Source organism: Planktotalea sp. (assembly GCF_965659345.1).
Classification (GTDB): domain Bacteria; phylum Pseudomonadota; class Alphaproteobacteria; order Rhodobacterales; family Rhodobacteraceae; genus Planktotalea.
In genome coordinates this window covers 71,834-88,465 of the sequence record NZ_CBFHVK010000014.1, presented here as the reverse complement: position 1 = coordinate 88,465, position 16,632 = coordinate 71,834, and the positions used below count along the sequence as shown (strand labels likewise).

15 protein-coding genes are annotated in these 16,632 nt (G+C 51.8%); 11 read left to right on the top strand and 4 right to left on the bottom strand.

Annotation, left to right across the window (positions count from 1 at the left end; all coding sequences use genetic code 11):
* Nucleotides 1-159 precede the first annotated feature (159 nt).
* From ACTG3Z_RS12725 to ACTG3Z_RS12710, 4 genes are read left to right on the top strand one after another with little or no spacing between them, the layout of a single operon-like run.
* The gene (locus ACTG3Z_RS12725; RefSeq protein WP_439143437.1) at nt 160-1,074 is read left to right on the top strand and encodes a helix-turn-helix domain-containing protein; all 915 of its coding nucleotides are present in this window, start codon (nt 160-162) and stop codon (nt 1,072-1,074) included.
* Nucleotides 1,075-1,110: 36 nt separating this feature from the next.
* On the top strand, nt 1,111-2,442 hold the full coding sequence (locus tag ACTG3Z_RS12720; RefSeq protein ID WP_439143436.1) for an AAA family ATPase: 1,332 nt from the start codon (nt 1,111-1,113) through the stop codon (nt 2,440-2,442).
* 3 nt (nt 2,443-2,445) lie between these two features.
* Nucleotides 2,446-3,378, top strand: a complete 933-nt coding sequence (locus ACTG3Z_RS12715; RefSeq protein ID WP_439143435.1) for a ParB N-terminal domain-containing protein — start codon at nt 2,446-2,448, stop codon at nt 3,376-3,378.
* On the top strand, nt 3,371-4,321 hold the full coding sequence (locus ACTG3Z_RS12710) for an aldose epimerase family protein (protein WP_439143434.1): 951 nt from the start codon (nt 3,371-3,373) through the stop codon (nt 4,319-4,321). The genes ACTG3Z_RS12715 and ACTG3Z_RS12710 overlap by 8 nt, the downstream gene beginning before the upstream one ends.
* Here ACTG3Z_RS12710 and ACTG3Z_RS12705 read toward each other — a convergent pair.
* Complete coding sequence (locus ACTG3Z_RS12705) at nt 4,301-6,508, bottom strand: hypothetical protein (protein ID WP_439143433.1); 2,208 nt, start codon at nt 6,506-6,508, stop codon at nt 4,301-4,303. The genes ACTG3Z_RS12710 and ACTG3Z_RS12705 overlap by 21 nt on opposite strands.
* Before the next feature lie 222 nt (nt 6,509-6,730).
* Here ACTG3Z_RS12705 and ACTG3Z_RS12700 point away from each other — a divergent pair, with 222 nt between their 5' ends.
* From ACTG3Z_RS12700 to ACTG3Z_RS12685, 4 genes are all read left to right on the top strand, one after another.
* Entirely contained in the window at nt 6,731-7,708 is a 978-nt protein-coding gene (locus ACTG3Z_RS12700; RefSeq protein WP_439143432.1) for a glycosyltransferase family 2 protein, read from the top strand.
* A 287-nt stretch (nt 7,709-7,995) separates the two neighbouring features.
* A complete protein-coding gene (locus ACTG3Z_RS12695; protein ID WP_439143431.1) occupies nt 7,996-8,367 on the top strand; it encodes a hypothetical protein in 372 nt (123 codons plus the stop codon).
* Nucleotides 8,368-8,595: 228 nt separating this feature from the next.
* Nucleotides 8,596-9,198: a hypothetical protein gene (locus tag ACTG3Z_RS12690; protein WP_439143430.1), complete on the top strand. Its 603-nt coding sequence runs from the start codon at nt 8,596-8,598 to the stop codon at nt 9,196-9,198.
* 31 nt (nt 9,199-9,229) lie between these two features.
* The gene (locus tag ACTG3Z_RS12685; protein ID WP_439143429.1) at nt 9,230-9,448 is read left to right on the top strand and encodes a hypothetical protein; all 219 of its coding nucleotides are present in this window, start codon (nt 9,230-9,232) and stop codon (nt 9,446-9,448) included.
* Between the two features lie 7 nt (nt 9,449-9,455).
* Here the strand turns inward: ACTG3Z_RS12685 and ACTG3Z_RS12680 are convergent, their stop codons facing one another.
* A complete protein-coding gene (locus ACTG3Z_RS12680; RefSeq protein ID WP_439143428.1) occupies nt 9,456-10,202 on the bottom strand; it encodes a class I SAM-dependent methyltransferase in 747 nt (248 codons plus the stop codon).
* Nucleotides 10,203-10,220: 18 nt separating this feature from the next.
* A complete protein-coding gene (locus ACTG3Z_RS12675) occupies nt 10,221-10,985 on the bottom strand; it encodes a class I SAM-dependent methyltransferase (RefSeq protein ID WP_439143427.1) in 765 nt (254 codons plus the stop codon).
* A gap of 129 nt (nt 10,986-11,114) precedes the next feature.
* On the opposite strand from ACTG3Z_RS12675, the gene ACTG3Z_RS12670 reads away from it, so the two are divergent.
* The 3 genes from ACTG3Z_RS12670 (at nt 11,115) to ACTG3Z_RS12660 (ending at nt 15,146) form a co-directional block, all read left to right on the top strand.
* The gene (locus ACTG3Z_RS12670) at nt 11,115-12,143 is read left to right on the top strand and encodes a glycosyltransferase family 2 protein (RefSeq protein ID WP_439143426.1); all 1,029 of its coding nucleotides are present in this window, start codon (nt 11,115-11,117) and stop codon (nt 12,141-12,143) included.
* Nucleotides 12,140-14,383 (top strand): glycosyltransferase family 2 protein, encoded by a 2,244-nt coding sequence (locus ACTG3Z_RS12665; RefSeq protein ID WP_439143425.1) that lies wholly within the window; start codon nt 12,140-12,142, stop codon nt 14,381-14,383. The genes ACTG3Z_RS12670 and ACTG3Z_RS12665 overlap by 4 nt, the downstream gene beginning before the upstream one ends.
* A 64-nt stretch (nt 14,384-14,447) precedes the next feature.
* Entirely contained in the window at nt 14,448-15,146 is a 699-nt protein-coding gene (locus ACTG3Z_RS12660; RefSeq protein WP_439143424.1) for a fumarylacetoacetate hydrolase family protein, read from the top strand.
* Here the strand turns inward: ACTG3Z_RS12660 and ACTG3Z_RS12655 are convergent.
* The gene (locus tag ACTG3Z_RS12655) at nt 15,143-16,546 is read right to left on the bottom strand and encodes an amidase (protein WP_439143423.1); all 1,404 of its coding nucleotides are present in this window, start codon (nt 16,544-16,546) and stop codon (nt 15,143-15,145) included. The genes ACTG3Z_RS12660 and ACTG3Z_RS12655 overlap by 4 nt on opposite strands.
* Nucleotides 16,547-16,632: the final 86 nt, after the last annotated feature.

Sequence of the window (16,632 nt, the reverse complement as noted above, 5' to 3'; positions counted from 1 at the left end):
CTAAACCCAAAACACCTTTCCCGAAAAGAAAGGGCTTTGAATGGCTGCAACCACCCAAAGCCCATAACGAACAGCTTTCGCTATCACGTTTTTCCTAATCCCTTGATAGCAGAATGCCAGAATCACCGCAAGCTTTACGCTTCGGGGAAATGGAATTTTATGGCCTCTTCTCTCACTTTTGACCCCGCTAAAGGGTTTATCGCCTTGCCCTGTGACGTGATGAACATCGACATGTCTCCCGGTGCTTTTCGCCTACTTGTTGAATTGTGCCGAATGGCCAATCGTACAGGGGAATGCTGGCCCTCCCTCGGTCAACTCAGCGACCGCATTGGCAGATCCAAGGCTGCTATCTCAGGTTACATCGCTGAGCTTCGTGACACTGAACTCTTGGAAACGACAACTCAGAAAATGGCGAACGGCTACAATTATCGCCTCAAGTACTGCGTAACTTTCTGGAAATCTTGGCGTGACAACCTGAAACGACCTCAGGCTATTGAGCCTGTTCAAAAAGAAGAACGCAGCGTTCAATCTGCTGAACGCAGAGTAAACTCTAAAAACCATAGCTATAAAAAACAACTCCCGCTAGGTCGTGTTGTAAGTGAACTTTATTCAACTTGGAAAATTCACACCGACAACGCACCGTTCCCTAGTTTTCACGGAACCGTCAAAGATAATTTGGTCCTGAACACAAAGAAGTTGCTCGAGACTAAACAGCTCGAACCTCTTGATAGGACAGCGGTTGAAAAAGCACTTGCTGATGTTTGGTCGCGTTGCGCGGTAGCTGTGTCGAAAACAGAACTTAATGAACAAAGCATCAAATTGATCAAATCCAAGATAACCCAAGTTGGCTTGGACAGGCTCACAGAGATGATACAAACCAACTGGCAAAAACACTGGCGCAAGCCGCCAACTGCTGACCAATTTGATACGTTCATGGGCAAAGCTCAAAGCTGCAATCGCGAAGAAGGTATGCTAAAAATGTTAGAGCAATTTCTAAAACGATGGGAAATTTCGCAAAAGAAGTTGCAACACTCCGACGCTTCCCTCAGTTTAGCGCTTAACCGAGCTGCTTGACGCATCTTTCAACTCTATATCCGCGGATATATCTTTATGGCTTACGGAAATTTCGAGCAGTTCATACGCAACATGACACGCGTCATGGGAAGCGTGAACACCAAGCTGCAGCGTGACCTCACCTTGCGGACGCGCGTTGCAAGACGCTTTTCAATGACTGAAGTCGCTGAACTATTGTCTGTAGATGTAACCTATCTTGCGCGCATTTCGAATGAAGAAGACGCTTTCCCTGATGGCGAAAAGATTGGACGCGAACGTACATTCTCGCCCCCTGAAATCATGCTTATTCGCTCGATTATAGGCTCTAACAAGGGCGCTAGGCGTCAGCATTTGCACTGGCGCAAACCTGGCGAACCCGTAAAGGTCGTGACGTTTGGCGCACAAAAAGGCGGCACAGGCAAAAGCCTGTCAGCTGCTCATTTCGCGCAATATATCAATCTGTTTTACGGTTTGCGCGTTGGTGTGATCGATGCGGACCCCCAAGCCACTGTCAGTCTTTATTTCGCGGATGAGGCGCTGCCGCTTTTTCAGCCAGACACCCCTACCCTTGCGGATTTCATGGGTGTTGATGATCCTGGCGCGGAGACCCTTCGCACCCCGTCTCCAAAAGAACTCAATGCAATTTGGCAAAAAACGCCTTGGCCTGGCATCAAGCTTATTCCGGGTGGCGCTAATATTCAGAACGGGGATATCAGCCTTTTCTTCCTGTCGCGTCAGTCACAGATCCCAGTGTACCGCATCCTGAAAGAGGCCATTGGCCGATGGGATAGCGAGAATGGTGCGCGAACAAGTGCAGCTGATCTGCGCAAGAGCGACGGCTCATTCGATCAAGCGTCCTACATCAAAGCGCTAGAGGAAACAGTCGATGTCATCGTGATTGATCAGCAGCCTTCTCTCACACTGATGCAGCTCAACGGCTTGATCGCCGCAGATACGGTTGTCATTCCACAAACCATGAAAGGTTTCGATCTCGCGACCTTGTCGACCTATGTGTCAAACATTGGTGAATACCTAGAATTCATTATGGGGTTTGAAGCGGATATCGAAGTGGGTCGAGGAGAGCATGTGGTTCTGCCGACGATTGTTCAGGAGCAAAATAACCAAGATACCGACCAAATTTTGGATCTGTATCGGCGTGCCCCCCGTGAGATTTTGCAAGTTTGGTACAACCGTTCTGACGCGATCGCGAATGCCTCTGAAGAGTACAAAAGTATCTATGAGTATCTGCCGCCCAAGTCGCGACGTACCTCAGCGCGCGCGTTTATGGCAAATGCAAACGCGGTGAACGATGCACTTGCGCAGCGTGTTTGGCCTGAACTGCCAAAGCGTGGTTTTGCAGATGCCTTTATTAAAGATCGTTGGAGTTAAGAGATGGCGAGAAAACGCAAACTTGATGCTGGATTACCCCCGATTGAGGAAGACGTAAGCGCCGCGCCAAAGCCTGCGATGGGCGGGATGTGGGCAGGCTCCGCGATGAATCTGCTCAAGCAACGCATCGAGGACACGCATGGCTCACTGGTCTCGGGCATTCTAAACGGGACAGTTGCGCTAACGCTCGATCCCATTCAGATCGTTGATCAGGCGGGCAGTGATCGCATTGGCGATTGGCAAGGCGATGTGGCGTTTGATGCACTAAAAGCGAATATCGCGCGGCGCGGGCAGACGCAGCCAATTCGTGTGCGTGCGGTGAATGCTGATTGGCAGCCAAACGCTGAAACGCCTTTGCAAACAGAGGCACAGTTTGCTGTGCAATCTGGACGTCGTCGGGTTGAGGCGTGTCGCCAGCTTGGGCTTCCTGTACTTGCAATTTTGTCGACAGAGCAAGGAGATGCGGCGCTCGCTGATCTTGAAGAGCGGTTTCACGAAAACACGATGCGTAAGGACTTGAACGGGTTCGAAGAGTTGCTCTCAATTGGGTTGCTTGCAGAGAGCCTGTCAGACCACACGCAGGAAGACATTGCAGAGCGTCTGTCCGTATCACAAGGTGACGTGTCTTTGGGGCTGGCTTGTGTCGCTTTGCGGGATAAAATCGTTGCTGAAGTAGATATCGAAACAACACCGAAGCGCGCATATCGCGCGATTATTCCAAAGCTAAAGCGCGGTGCGAAAGCAACGCCCAAGGCGAAGCCAAAGGATCGTTCAGGTGCATCAAAGGGCGAAGATATATCCGTGGATATAACGTCTGCAAAGGGCAGCGTGACATTGGTTGCGAAAGGGCAGGGACTGGATGCCATTGACCCACAAGAAGTTGCAGATGACTTTATGCGATACTTACTAGAACGACGGAGATTCCTGCGTGATTGAACAATTTGGCCAAATGTCAGATGGGCGTTCCGTCGAGCGCATCACGCTTGAAACGGACGATCTGAGTGTTTCTATTCTTACGTATGGCGCAAGCCTGCAGAAGGTAATTTTCGACGGCCAGAATGTTATTTTGAATGGTGACACCCTTGAAGAGTACGTGGAGCATCTGACCTATTTCGGTGCGATAGTTGGGCGCGTCGCAAATCGTATTGGACAGGGCAAAGCCGTTATTGCTGGTCAGGACGTGCAGCTTTCTGCGAATGAAGACAATGGCAATTGCTTACATGGCGGTCCAGATGGGTCGAGCCAGATGGTTTGGACTTTGCAAGATCACAGTGCGACCCACGTCGTTCTAACACTGCATATGCCAGATGGGCATATGGGGTTTCCGGGTGCGTTGGACGTCACCGCGCGCTACGAATTGGATGGCCCAACGCTGCGACTGAACATGAGCGCACAGAGCGACCAAGAGACGCTTTGCGCCTTTGCTTCGCACGGGTACTGGAAGCTTTCTGATGAGGCGACGATTAACGCACATGAGATGAAAATCGCTGCGAAGCGCTATTTGCCAATTGATGCTAATAAGATCCCGACGGGCGAACCTGCTGCCGTTGAGAACACACAGTTTGATTTTACGCAGATGCGTGAGATTGGCGTTTCTGAAATGGATCACAACTTTTGCATTCGGCCCGAACGTGGCGCTCTTGAACCCTTGCTTTGGCTTCGGAGCAGGGCGAGCGGCATCGCGATGGAAGTTGCCAGTACAGAAAGCGGCGTGCAGGTTTATGATGCGACGCATATGGGGCGTACGGGTCTTGCGATTGAACCACAGGTCTGGCCCGATGCGGTGAACCATGCAGGGTTCCCAAGCATGGTTTTGAAGGCGGGAGAGACCTACAATACGGTCACTGAATTCCGCTTCTCAAAGAGCCCGCATTCCTAGCCGCACAGCGCGGTTTGGGTTCTGCTTGAGGATATGTTCACCAAGTGACTTAGCAAGGTCTGTGTGCCCCTTGCTGACGGCTTTCTTGAAAAGTTCTCGCTGATAGCGTGGGGAAGTTTTGCGGGTGCGCAAGAGTTTGTAATATTCTTCGCTGGTCAAAGTCCCATCAAGCGCACCAAGGATAATGGGTGACAGAATACCCATCTGATTGAGCGACGATCCAAGGCGGTGACCAAGCAAAGGAGCACGTAGATGCTGGACGTTCTTACCAGTAAAGCGCGCGGCATGTTGGGCATCAAGCGGTTCATAGGGATCGTAGAGAATTGAGACTCTATTCGCCTTTTTAGAGACTTTGGCAGCGTCCCCATACTTGCCTGAAAAGTCGCTGTCCCAGACCACCTTGTAGCGGCTCTCCCAAGGGACGATGGACTTGTCCACGGTACTTTGTGGAGAGATAGCAACGACGTCACAGCCGGGCGCTGCGGCAGAGAAAGCGCAGGCGGCGTAACCGCCCATGGATGCGCCATAAAATACCACGCGTTTGAATTGTTTGAAGAAGCCGTCCTTTTTTAACTGATCGAACTGATCGCTCACCCATTGTTCACGATACCATGTCCAGCCGCCTGCAAGGACGCCGAGCATGGACCAGCCTTGATCCTTGATGAAGCTGTAGCCCCATGGGCGGCGATCTTCGCGTTTGGTCATGGCGATGTCGAGGTTGTCGAAGGTCACGACAAGCGTGTCTTTTGAGCGGGGCATGTAGAGGAAGCTATGACCGTTGGTGCCGGGTCTGTACCAACCATCTTTGCCGGCGAGTTCTGCTGCCAAGCGGTCCCAGTTTTCGCCTGCGTCAGCGGGTTCTGGCGGTTTGGGCGTGACGCGGATACGCGTGACTTCGTGACCGTCGTCTTCGCGGGTAGAAAGGGCTGTGTTAGAGCCGTATTTCTTGAGGAATGGAAAGGCACCAGAGCCCTTGCGCACATCCATGAACACGCGTGTGTCAGAGTGCATACAGGCATCTAGAAACTTGCCCAAGAACGGGACGCGCGCGCGATCACCGTAGCCTGACAGATTACAGATCACGTCGACTTGGCGCAGCTCTTTTTCGCCGCGAATAACCTTAATGCGATCCTCTGGGACATCGTGGTCGGTCAGGAATTTGATGTATTCCGCGAGCCAACTTTCGTCACCGTCTTTGAACTTGCCACGGCGGTTCGCATTCACCAGATGCACATCGCAATCGAACTTGTGGTGCAGCGCAAGAACAAAGCCGCGCGCCATGCCTGTGATGTCGGCCACGCTAGAGACTTCAGTGAGGTCGACGTCGTCGATCAAAGCGCCGTCAAAGGTCGTGTTGCCACGTCCCTTGATCGGGGAGAGGGCAGGGTTGATGTTATGTTCGAGCACGAGGCGTTCGAGGTAACTGTCCTTGGGGGCGAGACCATTGTGGTTGTTGCCCAGCTGACGCTTGTTGGAGGCCCAAAGATGGAGCGCGGTGGTTTCTTCGGTGATTAAGCCCTCGGCCAGTTCGGCGCGGCGCATGAATTTGAAACGCTCAGGGAAGGTGATGGGATAAAAGGCGTTGAGCGGTTGCACATGCTCTTCAAGGTTCAGCGCGTGTACGAAATGGGTTACCATCATCGGACCCCAAACACCCCAAGGCTGTTCAGTGATGTGAACAGGTTTTCCTTTCGCAGCCATCTTTCGCATCGCGCCTTGTCGTTTCCGAGGGAGAAACGGTGCGATGGAATAGCGGTCATCGGTGAACTCGATCATCTGGCGCAGAATTTCGCTATCTGGAGGCATACCAAGCACAGCATTGTTCACGCGATGCTCACCGGGAAGCTCGTAGCCGAAAACATAGTCGCTTTCGTACGTCATGGGCTTGTGACAATAGACGTCTGTGTCGATCCAGATCATTCCCGGGCATTGCTGGATCATGTGCAGGCGGAACCAGTCTGCGAATAGGGCAAAGCTGTTTTTCTGTTCGTATTTGATGAAATCGTCAGTGTCGATAATATCGCGACCATCGCGGCGGATAACGCCTTCGGGGACATTTGGAATGTCTTCATAGCTGAACAGCGTGATTTTCTGGCCTTTGTCGACGAAGGATTTCAAGCAGAGCTGTTCCATCCAGCTCAGCGGTCCGCCAATCCAAAGTGTTCCGACCTCGCGTGTGCGTGCCATCTGTCTGTCCTCGCCCCCGTGCAGGCCTTGGAGCGCCTGCGTCATTTTTGGTCACCCTAGGGTCTTGAGTGGTGTTTGTGTACCACCAGATTACAAATGAGTAGTGAATTTCTGATAGGCTGTGTCGTATGCGCTATGGCGCTTGCGTGGCATCGTTTCAGGGCGCTATTGTTCACAAAATAGAAACAACTACAAAGTAGTGACCCGTAAACGAGGCAAACAATGAGCAGTGATACATATACCGTCGTCTCAACTATGAAGAACGAGGGGCCCTATATTCTGGATTGGGTCGCACATTATAAGACGTTGGGTTTTGATCATATTCTTGTTTGTACGAATGATTGTACCGATCCGACGGTAGATATTTTGCTGCGCTTGCAAGAGCTTGGATACGTCACCCAGCACAACACGATTGTGCGCAAAGCGGGCATCCATCGATCTGCACTGCGTCAGGCGTCACGGCGTTATGATATTGTGATGGATGCGAAATGGGTGTTCGTTTGTGATGTGGATGAATATCTGAACGTTCATATGGGAGATGGATCTGTGCGGGCGCTTGTTGAGGGGTCGGGTGAGGACGCAGATGTGATTTCTGTGCCTTGGCGCATTTTTGGACCCGATGGAATTGAAACATTGAAAGACGCGCCTGTGACCGAGCAATTCACCAAAGGTGAATTTGAATGGGACGAGAAAGAACGCCCGACGACCGGCAAGTTTGTGAAGTCGATTTACACGAACCAGCATAAGTTTCAGCGTATGGGACTGCATGCGCCCGTGTCATTGGACGAGCATGTGGGCGACACGAAACGCGTGCTGCCAGGGGGTGCGGATTACGTTATCGATGGTGCGCGCACAGACAACCCACCGCTGTTTACACATGCACAAGTGAACCACTATGCGCTGCGCTCGATGGAGAGTTTCTTGATCAAACGTGCGCGGGGCAGGGCGAACCACTCCAGTCATGTTCTCGGGATGGATTACTGGAATAAATTCAATCTAAATGATGAAAAAGACACCTCGATTGATCGCTATAAAGCTTCCAATCGCAAACTTGTGAAAAAGCTCAAATCAGACAAGGTTTTGGGCGAGCTGCATGAGAAAGCGGTGGAATGGCATCAGCGTAAAGCGGCCGCAATGAAGATGGATCCCGAGATGGATGAATTGACAAATGCTTTGCAAGCAAGCGTTTCGTCAAATTAATGTCATAGTTTAGGTATTAGACCCCTGACTAGGAAACCGTGCGTCGCGCACGGACTAATTTTGTGGGACGTGCCATGAGTGAGCTTTATGACGTGTTGACGAAAGATCCGTTGTATATCAGATAATTGCAAGGGTCGTCATCAACGCTGGTCGTGAGTTTTTCAGGTGTTGGAACAAAGCCATCGGTCAGTCCGCCGCCCGAATTTTACAAGATCGCGAGTGATGGTGGTTTAAACCATGTGCTTTTCGTTTCCGACCTTTCGCGATCCTGGATGAACGGGCCGCATATGAAGGTACGAATTGCAAAAACAATAGAGCTTGTTGCGCAAATGATTTCAGCAACGCGTGTTGTTGCGATTGGCAATTCTATGGGCGCGAGCATGGCGCTTTGGATGTCGCAGCATGTACATTTTGAGACGGTCACAGCGCTTGTGCCGCAAGTGTCGGTGCATCCAGAGATCGTTCCAGAAGAGATACGCTGGATGCGATTTTGCAAGCGGATTGAGACATATCGCTTTAAACAGATCGACAGGCTAGATGCGCCAGACACGCGATATTTCGTGTTTCATGGTGGTTCAGAGGATGAGTTGGTGCATGCGCATCGCTTCCCACAAATTGCAAATGGACGGCACTATATCGTGCCGGATCAAAAACCATAACCTTGCGCGCGCTCTGCGCAAAAGTGGGGATTTGCCGTCCTTGATGTTTCACGCAATGGCTGGTCATCAACGCCGTGTGCATTTGCGAATGAACGCGCTTGGTGCGCGGCAAATTGCTGATTATGCCGTATTTGAGAAACAAAGAGCTGCTTAATCACAAATTGTGCGCGACATCGCAACATCTTCGCTTTACGATATGTTCGAGCTGAAAATGAGTAGAGCAGAGCGATGAAAGACGAAATCGAGCGTATGGAACGCCCTGAGTTAACCTTCATTCCTGAAGTGGGGGCCCTTGTGCGCAAGCACTATGAGGACGCGGATGTTATTCTTGAGTACGGCAGTGGTGGGTCAACCGTCATGGCGTCTGAGATGAAGAACAAAACGATCTATTCAGTTGAGAGCAGTCGTGTTTGGACTAAAATGATGCGCCGTTGGTTTGAGCAGGAACAGCCTGTATCGATGCCGACAATGCAGCATGTGAATGTGGGGCCGACTGGCAAATGGGGTACTCCTAAAGACGGCAGTGCATTTCAGCGCTATCATCTTTATCCGCTCTCAATTTGGGATTCAGAGGATTTCAAACATCCTGATGTAATTTTGGTTGATGGCCGTTTTCGCGTTGCCTGCGCGCTGACGGCAATGCTGCGCTGCACCAAGAAGACGACGCTCTTGTTCGATGATTATGAGGGTCGTAAAGGCTATCACGTGATCGAAGAGTTTCTTGAGAAGGAAGAAGTCGTCGGCAACATGGCACGCTTTACGGTGAAGAAGAAAGCGCCGCCGCGTGATCAGATGACCAAGATCATCGGGATGTTCGCGCAGCATTTTTAAAGCCGTGCGTGGCGCGGGCAAAAGTCTTCGTTTGACAATTTTTGCAGTGGCGCTTTTGTCTGCTGGCGTGTGCTTTTACGCCTATTACACATTCTATTTCGCACGGCGAGGCTGCTTTAACGCGCTTGGGCGGTGCTTTGATGAAGACACCGGCGTTGTTTATTTAGAGCAGTCAGGGATCGCTTGGTTGAGCATCGCCGCGGTATTTTCAGCTATCGCCGCTTGGCAAGTCTGGCGTTGGAAACGCTGACCCCGATTTACTCAGCAGCGTCCTGCCAGCGGTTTTCATAGTCCGTCTGATACACTTTTTCGCCTGACTTCACATCCTTGAGCGGTTTGCGCACCGCGTAGTTTAGAATAATGCCGCCATCGGCCAAAGTGCCTGATAGACGGGGGCGTTTGCCTGTGACGTTGGGATTTGTCGTCGTCACCACTTTGCGCGCATGCATAGGCATCAGAGGTTGCAGCGAGCAATGTAGCACTTCGTAGCCAAGCGTGCCTTCCCAGAAGCCATACACCATCTCAGGATTGATTTGATAGAAAGAGTGGTTCACCCAATTGTTGCAGGGCGAATGACCGATCAACACGCCACCGGGTTTGAGCATTTTGTTGATGTTGCGGTATGCGGTTGGCAGATCAAAAATATGCTCGCACGTGCCGCCATCATAGATCACGTCGAATTTCTTCTCTAGCTTTTTGGGAATTTTAGCGCTGAGGTCCTGAATGATAGACGCATTCTCAAAATCTGAAAAATCCATTGAATCGACTGAAGAGAAACCAAGCTTTTCAAAGAACTGTTCGGCGTATTCATTGTCGGGGTTTGCCAAGTCGGCTTCATCGACATCAGGGAGATGTTTGGCGAGGACTTCTTCAAAGAGCGCTGCAGAACGTTTGCGGCGCTTTCCGACCCAGCGCTGACGGCCAAGCATTACAAAGCTACCGCCAAGGTCATTTTCTTTCACCGTTTCAATAAGGCGTGCAGCGAGCGTGTCAGGAATAGCCATAATGGGAGCCTTTCAGAACTAAAGAGATTTTGCGATCATCACACGATCAGCACTATTGTTTGCGGCTTTCACCAGCGCGCGGGTGTAGCCCAGATCAGAGACAGCAAGCATCGTGTCGCCAAGCGTGTGCGAGCGAATATCAACGATGATGCGGCCTTTTTTGCCAACGCTGTCGCGGAAGAATTGATCGTAGGTCGAGAGCGGGTAATGATAGCCGCAGGAGATAAAGCTGAAGGCGTAGTCGAGCTTTTTGATTTTGCTCAGATCATCGGTTTCAGGGTTGTAGGTTTTGATTTTGCTTTTTTGCACGCCATTCGCTTTGAGGAATTTTTCGGTGTTGGTGAGGCTGGAATAGGCGGCGCCAGAGGTCTTGAACCCGAAGTGGCGATTGTCGTTGTTTTCAAGGTCGATCAAGGCAAGTTTGCTGCCGTATTCCTTGTGCAAAAACATATCAAAAAGCGCGTAACCACAGCCGATGTCGGCGACATAATCGGGTGCTTTCTTATCGAAAATATGGCGGAGTTGTTCGAATTCGAGATAGATGTATGCGCCCGCGCGACGGATGAGGGTATCGCGGCCCATACGATTGATCAGGTCAAGAATTGGTGTGTCATCGCCTTGGGTCCATGCTTTGATGTAGCGGTTGAATTTTGGTTGGTCGCGAATGATCTCGGAGCGCTGCAAAATCAGATTTAAAACGTCACTATCGTCAAGCGTTTCGGTCTCAAGCTCAGTGATTTGAGGTGCATCCATTGCGGCCATGGCTTGATCGAATGTAATCATTCTCGAAATCCCGTTTTGTGACTCATTGCCAACAATTAGTGAACAATAAGTGTCGTTTAGGTGACTTTGTTTACGGAATGGACCTATAAGCAAGTAAAAACGCGCATCGCGCGAGAGCAGAGAGTTAATTTGAGTATTCTGGGCATCACCTGTATGCGTAACGATGGTGCTTATGCGCCGGAGTGGATTGCGCATCATCTGGCGGTTGGGTTTGACCGGATTTTGGTGTTGTCGCACGACAATAGCGATGGCACGGATGCTGTGCTTGATCGGCTTGCTGAAGATCCGCGAGTGGCGCATGTGTCGTTTACGCCCAAAGGTAAGAAATCGGTTCAGTGGCAGGCTTTGAAAATTGCAGATGATCATCCTTGGTTTAAGGATGCAGACTGGGCGATGTTCTTTGATTGCGACGAGTTTTTGTGTTTGCCAGAAGGCGGCTCCGTTGTGGATTTGACGGCGCTTAAGGGCGGCGCATTTGATGCACTTGCGTTGCCTTGGCGGCTTTATGGTTCGGGCGGGCAGGGGACACGCACGCAGGGTTTAACGCCTGAACGGTTTACGCAGGCAGCGCCGCTCGATCTGCATTTTCCGCTTGGGCATTTATTCAAAACATTACATCGCCCAAACGCATTTCGTGCGCTTGGGGTGCATCGCCCCCGTGCGAAAAAATCTAAGCCTGCGCGCTGGATTGGACCGGATGGCGAAGCGTTGTCCCAAGGTTTTGCTAGCAATGGTGGGGCGATTTCGCTTTATGGGGCATCACAGGGTGCGAAGCTGGCTTGGCTGAACCATTACTCGTTGCGCTCTTTGGATGAATTCATGGCCAAGCGTGCGCGGGGTTTGCCCAATCATATGGAGCGCGAAATTGACCTGACTTATTGGGCCGAGCGCAATTGGAACAGCGTGGATGCGCCAGAGATTTTGAACATGCTTGATGAAACGCGTCGCGTTTTGCAAAGCTTGCCGGATTTTTCGAAAGAAGTGGCGCTTTGCTTGGCAGAGCAAGACAGATTGATCGCACGTACGCACAGAGATTTAGACAGTTTGCGTTTACGGTTTCGTCTGAATTTGTTGACAGGTAGTACGCCGCCGACAGCAGAAGAAGGGCGCGCGTTTTTGCGTGCGCAGATTGAGATATTGCAGAAAGAGCAGCAGTGAGTACGGGTTTGATTGAACGTTTGTTTGCGAGCCAGACCGTTGGCGATGTCACTTTGCTTGATGCTGTCGAGCAAGTGGTTGAAGGCGCGCGACATGTGACACTGTTTTTTGAGACGGGTGTTGATCTTGCCCAAATCAAAGCGCCCAAAAAGGCAAATGTTATTGAGGAACGCTCTGTCGGGGGTGCGCCTTATGTGACGTATGCTTTGCCGAAAAAGGCAGATCTGTCGTTTGAATTTGCTGGCAAAGCGGTTGAGATTACGCCGGCTGAAGCAGAGCAAGACTTGCTTGAGGGTGCTAATGCGTTGGTTGCTGTGCGCAACGGGGAAAGCGCTGAAACGGTTCTGACGTGGCTGCGTTATCATATTGAACATCATGGTCTAAATGGTGCGGTGATTTTTGATCGTGCGGTGCCGGGCAGTGATCGTGCGTTTGCCAATGGGCTTAAGGCAGGGTTAAAGACGCTGGAGTGCACTGTCATTTTGCTGAGCAGTGATGTGCCGTTTGGCAAACCTGAATTCCCTGCAGAAGCACATCCGTTTTGTGTGCCAGAAGCGCCGGGCAAAGATCGCATGGTTGTGCCGCCAGCGTCCCCTTGGGATGCGCCATTGGGGGCTTTGTGCCTATATGAGATGACGCGTTTGCGGTTCCTTGCGGGGGTGCGCGCTGTTGCGAATATTGATGTACATGATTTGTTGGTGCCGAGCGAGGCATCGATTTTCGATACCGCCGTCAGTGCAGAGGGTGGTTTGATCGCGCTGCTGGGGCAACATTGCTATCCTTGGCGGGTGCGCAACGATCAGCCAACGCTTTTCGCAGATCATATTTGTGTTCAGTTTGATGCGGGTGGTGGGCGCCAGAGGTGGTGCATTGCGCCGGCCAAAGCCCCTGCGGACGCAGTTTGGCGTTTGGTGCGTATGGGCAATGCTACGCCAGACGCGTCACGCACAATGCGGTTTTTTCGCTACATGGCTTTGCGCCATCCATCTGAAGCGATTTCGAAGATTGTCCCGAAAACGTCTTTAATCGAGCAAGACACCTTGCTGGAGCAATCTATCACATATTGGGGGCACAAGCCTGTTCGTATGCCAGAGATCGAGCAAGACTCGGTGCCCAAGGGCAGGGGGCGCTGCGCGATTGTGACGACGATGAAGAACGAAGGTCCATTCATTCTTGAGTGGCTCGCCTATCATCGCGCTATCGGGTTCGATGATATCATCGTGTATACCAACGATTGCACCGACGGCACTGATACGATGCTGCAAATGCTGGAACGCAAAGGGATTTGTCAGTGGCGCGAGAACCGTTTCAAAGAGATGGACCTGAAGCCCCAGCACGCGGCGTTGCAATCGGCTGAAGAAGAAGATGTCATCAAGAACGCTAAGTGGGCGACCTGTATTGACGTAGACGAGTTCGTGAATATCAAGGTTGGCGATGGCACGTTGGATGCTTTGTTCAAAGCTGTGCCGGATGCCAATATGATTGCGATGACTTGGCGGCTTTTTGGCAATGGCGATGTGCATGAATATGTGGATGGCCCTATCACGGAGCAGTTCTTGCGCTGTGCCCCAGAGTTTGCGCGCAAGCCGCATCAGGCGTGGGGATTTAAAACGCTATTCCAGAACATCGGTTTGTTTAAAAAACTTGGCGTGCATCGCCCGAAGGGGCTCAATCCTCAGCTTTGGGAAGATATTAATTGGGTCAATGGCTCTGGTAATCCGTTGCCCCGAGAGATGTTTCGCAACGGCTGGCGTTCAACGATTGAAACATATGGATATGATTTGGTGCAGCTGAACCATTACGCTGTGCGCTCGGCAGAAAGCTTTTTGGTGAAGCGTGATCGTGGCCGAGTGAACCACGTGGATCGCGATCAGGGCTTGGCGTATTGGTTTCGCATGAACAATAATTTTGAGGAAGAAACGTCGATCCTCAAGCGTTTGCCCATGATGAAAGATGAGCTGGCAAAACTGATGAGCGATCCAGAGATTGCAGCGGCGCACGCGCATTCGGTGAAATGTCACCGCGCAAAGATTGATGAGTTGAAGGCGACGGAGAATTACTCGAAATTCTACGGTGAGCTGACGGGGGAGCGCCAAGAAAAGCTGGCGCGACTGCATGGGCATTTTGGCTCTAACGTTTTTCTCTCTGGGCCTGCGGTTGTGCCTGATGAGATTGTCGAGCGGGACCCTGATGAGGAGTGGTTTTTCACCGTCGAATTGACTGGCGAAACAGCGCATTAAGGGCGCTATGCTTGACAAAACTACATGCACTGGGCCATCAGCGATGCACCGCTAGGAGAGCAATATGACCGAATTCCTTTTTCCAACACGTCCGACAACCTTCATCCCTGTTCAGGGTGAGAGCGCTGCATACCCGATTAACCGAATTTTTTGCGTTGGGCGCAACTACGCCGCACATGCGGTCGAGATGGGTGGCGTGCCGGAATATGGAAACCCATTCTACTTCACCAAAGCGCCGACGCACGCGATCCCAAGTGGGAGCAAAACACCTTATCCGCTGGGAACAGAGAATTATCATCACGAAATGGAATTCAGTATTCTCATTGGCAAGGATACGTTTCGTGTGAGTGAAGACGTGGCTATGGACTCTGTCTATGGATATTGTGCGTCTTTGGATATGACGCGTCGCGATCTTCAGGCCAATTCGAAAGACAAGCGTCAGCCATGGGATACTGCTAAGGATTTTGAAGATGGTGCCGTCTTTGCCGAGGCGCGCAAAGCAGCTGATTTTGGTGCTATCGCGGATCAACGGATTACGCTCGCGGTGAATGGGGAAATGCGTCAGGATGCAACGCTGGCGGATTTGATCCACTCTGTGCCGAAAGTGATTGCTGATCTTTCAAAGTATTATCAATTGAGCGCGGGTGACGTCATTATGACAGGCACGCCTGCGGGTGTGGGTGCTGTGGTCGCAGGAGATCATTTGCACGGTGAAATCACCGGCCTTGCGCCAGTGGAACTGCATATAACCGCACCCCTTTAAGCCCAAACCGGCAAGTTCTGCCAAAGCGTTCCTAGTTCAGTTTCCAAGCGCTCGGCAATGTCGAGCGCGAACCAATCATCATGCATCGGGGCAACGAGCTGCACACCAAGCGGTAGGCCGTTTTCAACATGTGTTGGGATCGCGACTGATGGTAGGCCGAGCAGGTTGACGACGAAAAGTGGGGATTGCGCGCGCAACAGGTCGGGGATTTTGCTGGGCTCTTTGAAATCAAGATCGTTCTCGAACGGAGGGATCAAAGATGTGGGCATCAAAAGTGCGTCGATCTCTTCAAACATCAGTGACCACATGCGTTGAAGCTGGAGGCGCCGTGTGAGACTGGCAAAAAGCTGTGGCATGTCCAAAAGTTTGTAGTGCTCTGCGTAGCCAACAAGCGTGCGGTTGATTTCGGCTGATCCGTGTTCTTCGATCAAGCTACGCGATGTGTGATGGGTTTCCGTGAAGAGCAAATCGCCCCACAGCGCGGCACATTCATCTGCGCAAGGCGGCGTGAATTCAACTGTTTTGATGCCTGCGGTTTTCGCGGCATCGCGCGCCTGGGTCATAGCGTTGACGACAGCATCATCCACATCTGACGCGAAGGGATTGGTGGCTATGCCAAGGGTGATTTGGCTATCGCGCGGCCGACCGCTGGTGTGTGCATTCACTTGCAGCGGATCACGGGGGTCGCGCTTTGACATAACTTCGAGCCCTGCGCGCACATCAGCAACGCTGCGCGCGATAGGGCCTTGAACGGACATGCTGAAGGTAATGGGCGGGCGATCTGCTGCCGCATTTGGGTTCATCGCCGCGATGCGCCCCATTGAGGGGCGAATGGTTGCGACACCGCAGCAATACGCAGGATAGCGTAGGGAGCCGCCAAGATCATTGCCATGCGCGATTGCCCCTATGCCAGAGGCGACACAAGCTGCAGCTGCGCCACTGGACCCACCGGGGGTCACTGCGGTGTCCCAAGGATTCAGGGAAACGCCATGCAAAGGATTAGAGGTGCTCCAACGTAACGAAAACTCGGGCGTGTTTGTGCGCGCAATGATCACTGCGCCAGAGGATTTGAGGTTTGCGACAACTGGCGCGTCGCCATCGCCTGTCATATCTTTGAACGCGGGAATACCGTTGGTGTTGGGGTAGCCTTCCATGTCGACATTGACCTTCACCGTCACTGGAACACCGTAGAGCGCACTTGCGTCGTCTGGAATGCGTTTGGCATCCATGGCAGTCGCGAGATCCAGGGCCTCATCGATGAGATGGGTCACGGCGTTCAGTTCGGGATTTGCGAGGTCCAACCGTGAGAGATGGGCTTGCGTCACTTCGCTGACGGACACGTTGCGCGCCCGAATATGTTGCGCTGTTTCAATGGCGGACCAGGGGACAATCTCAGACATATGTGGGTCCCTTTCAGGTATGGGCGAAACGTTCGTCTTATAGTTTGACCGCTCTCTTGGGCTATGCAAGGAATATCGTGATCGCG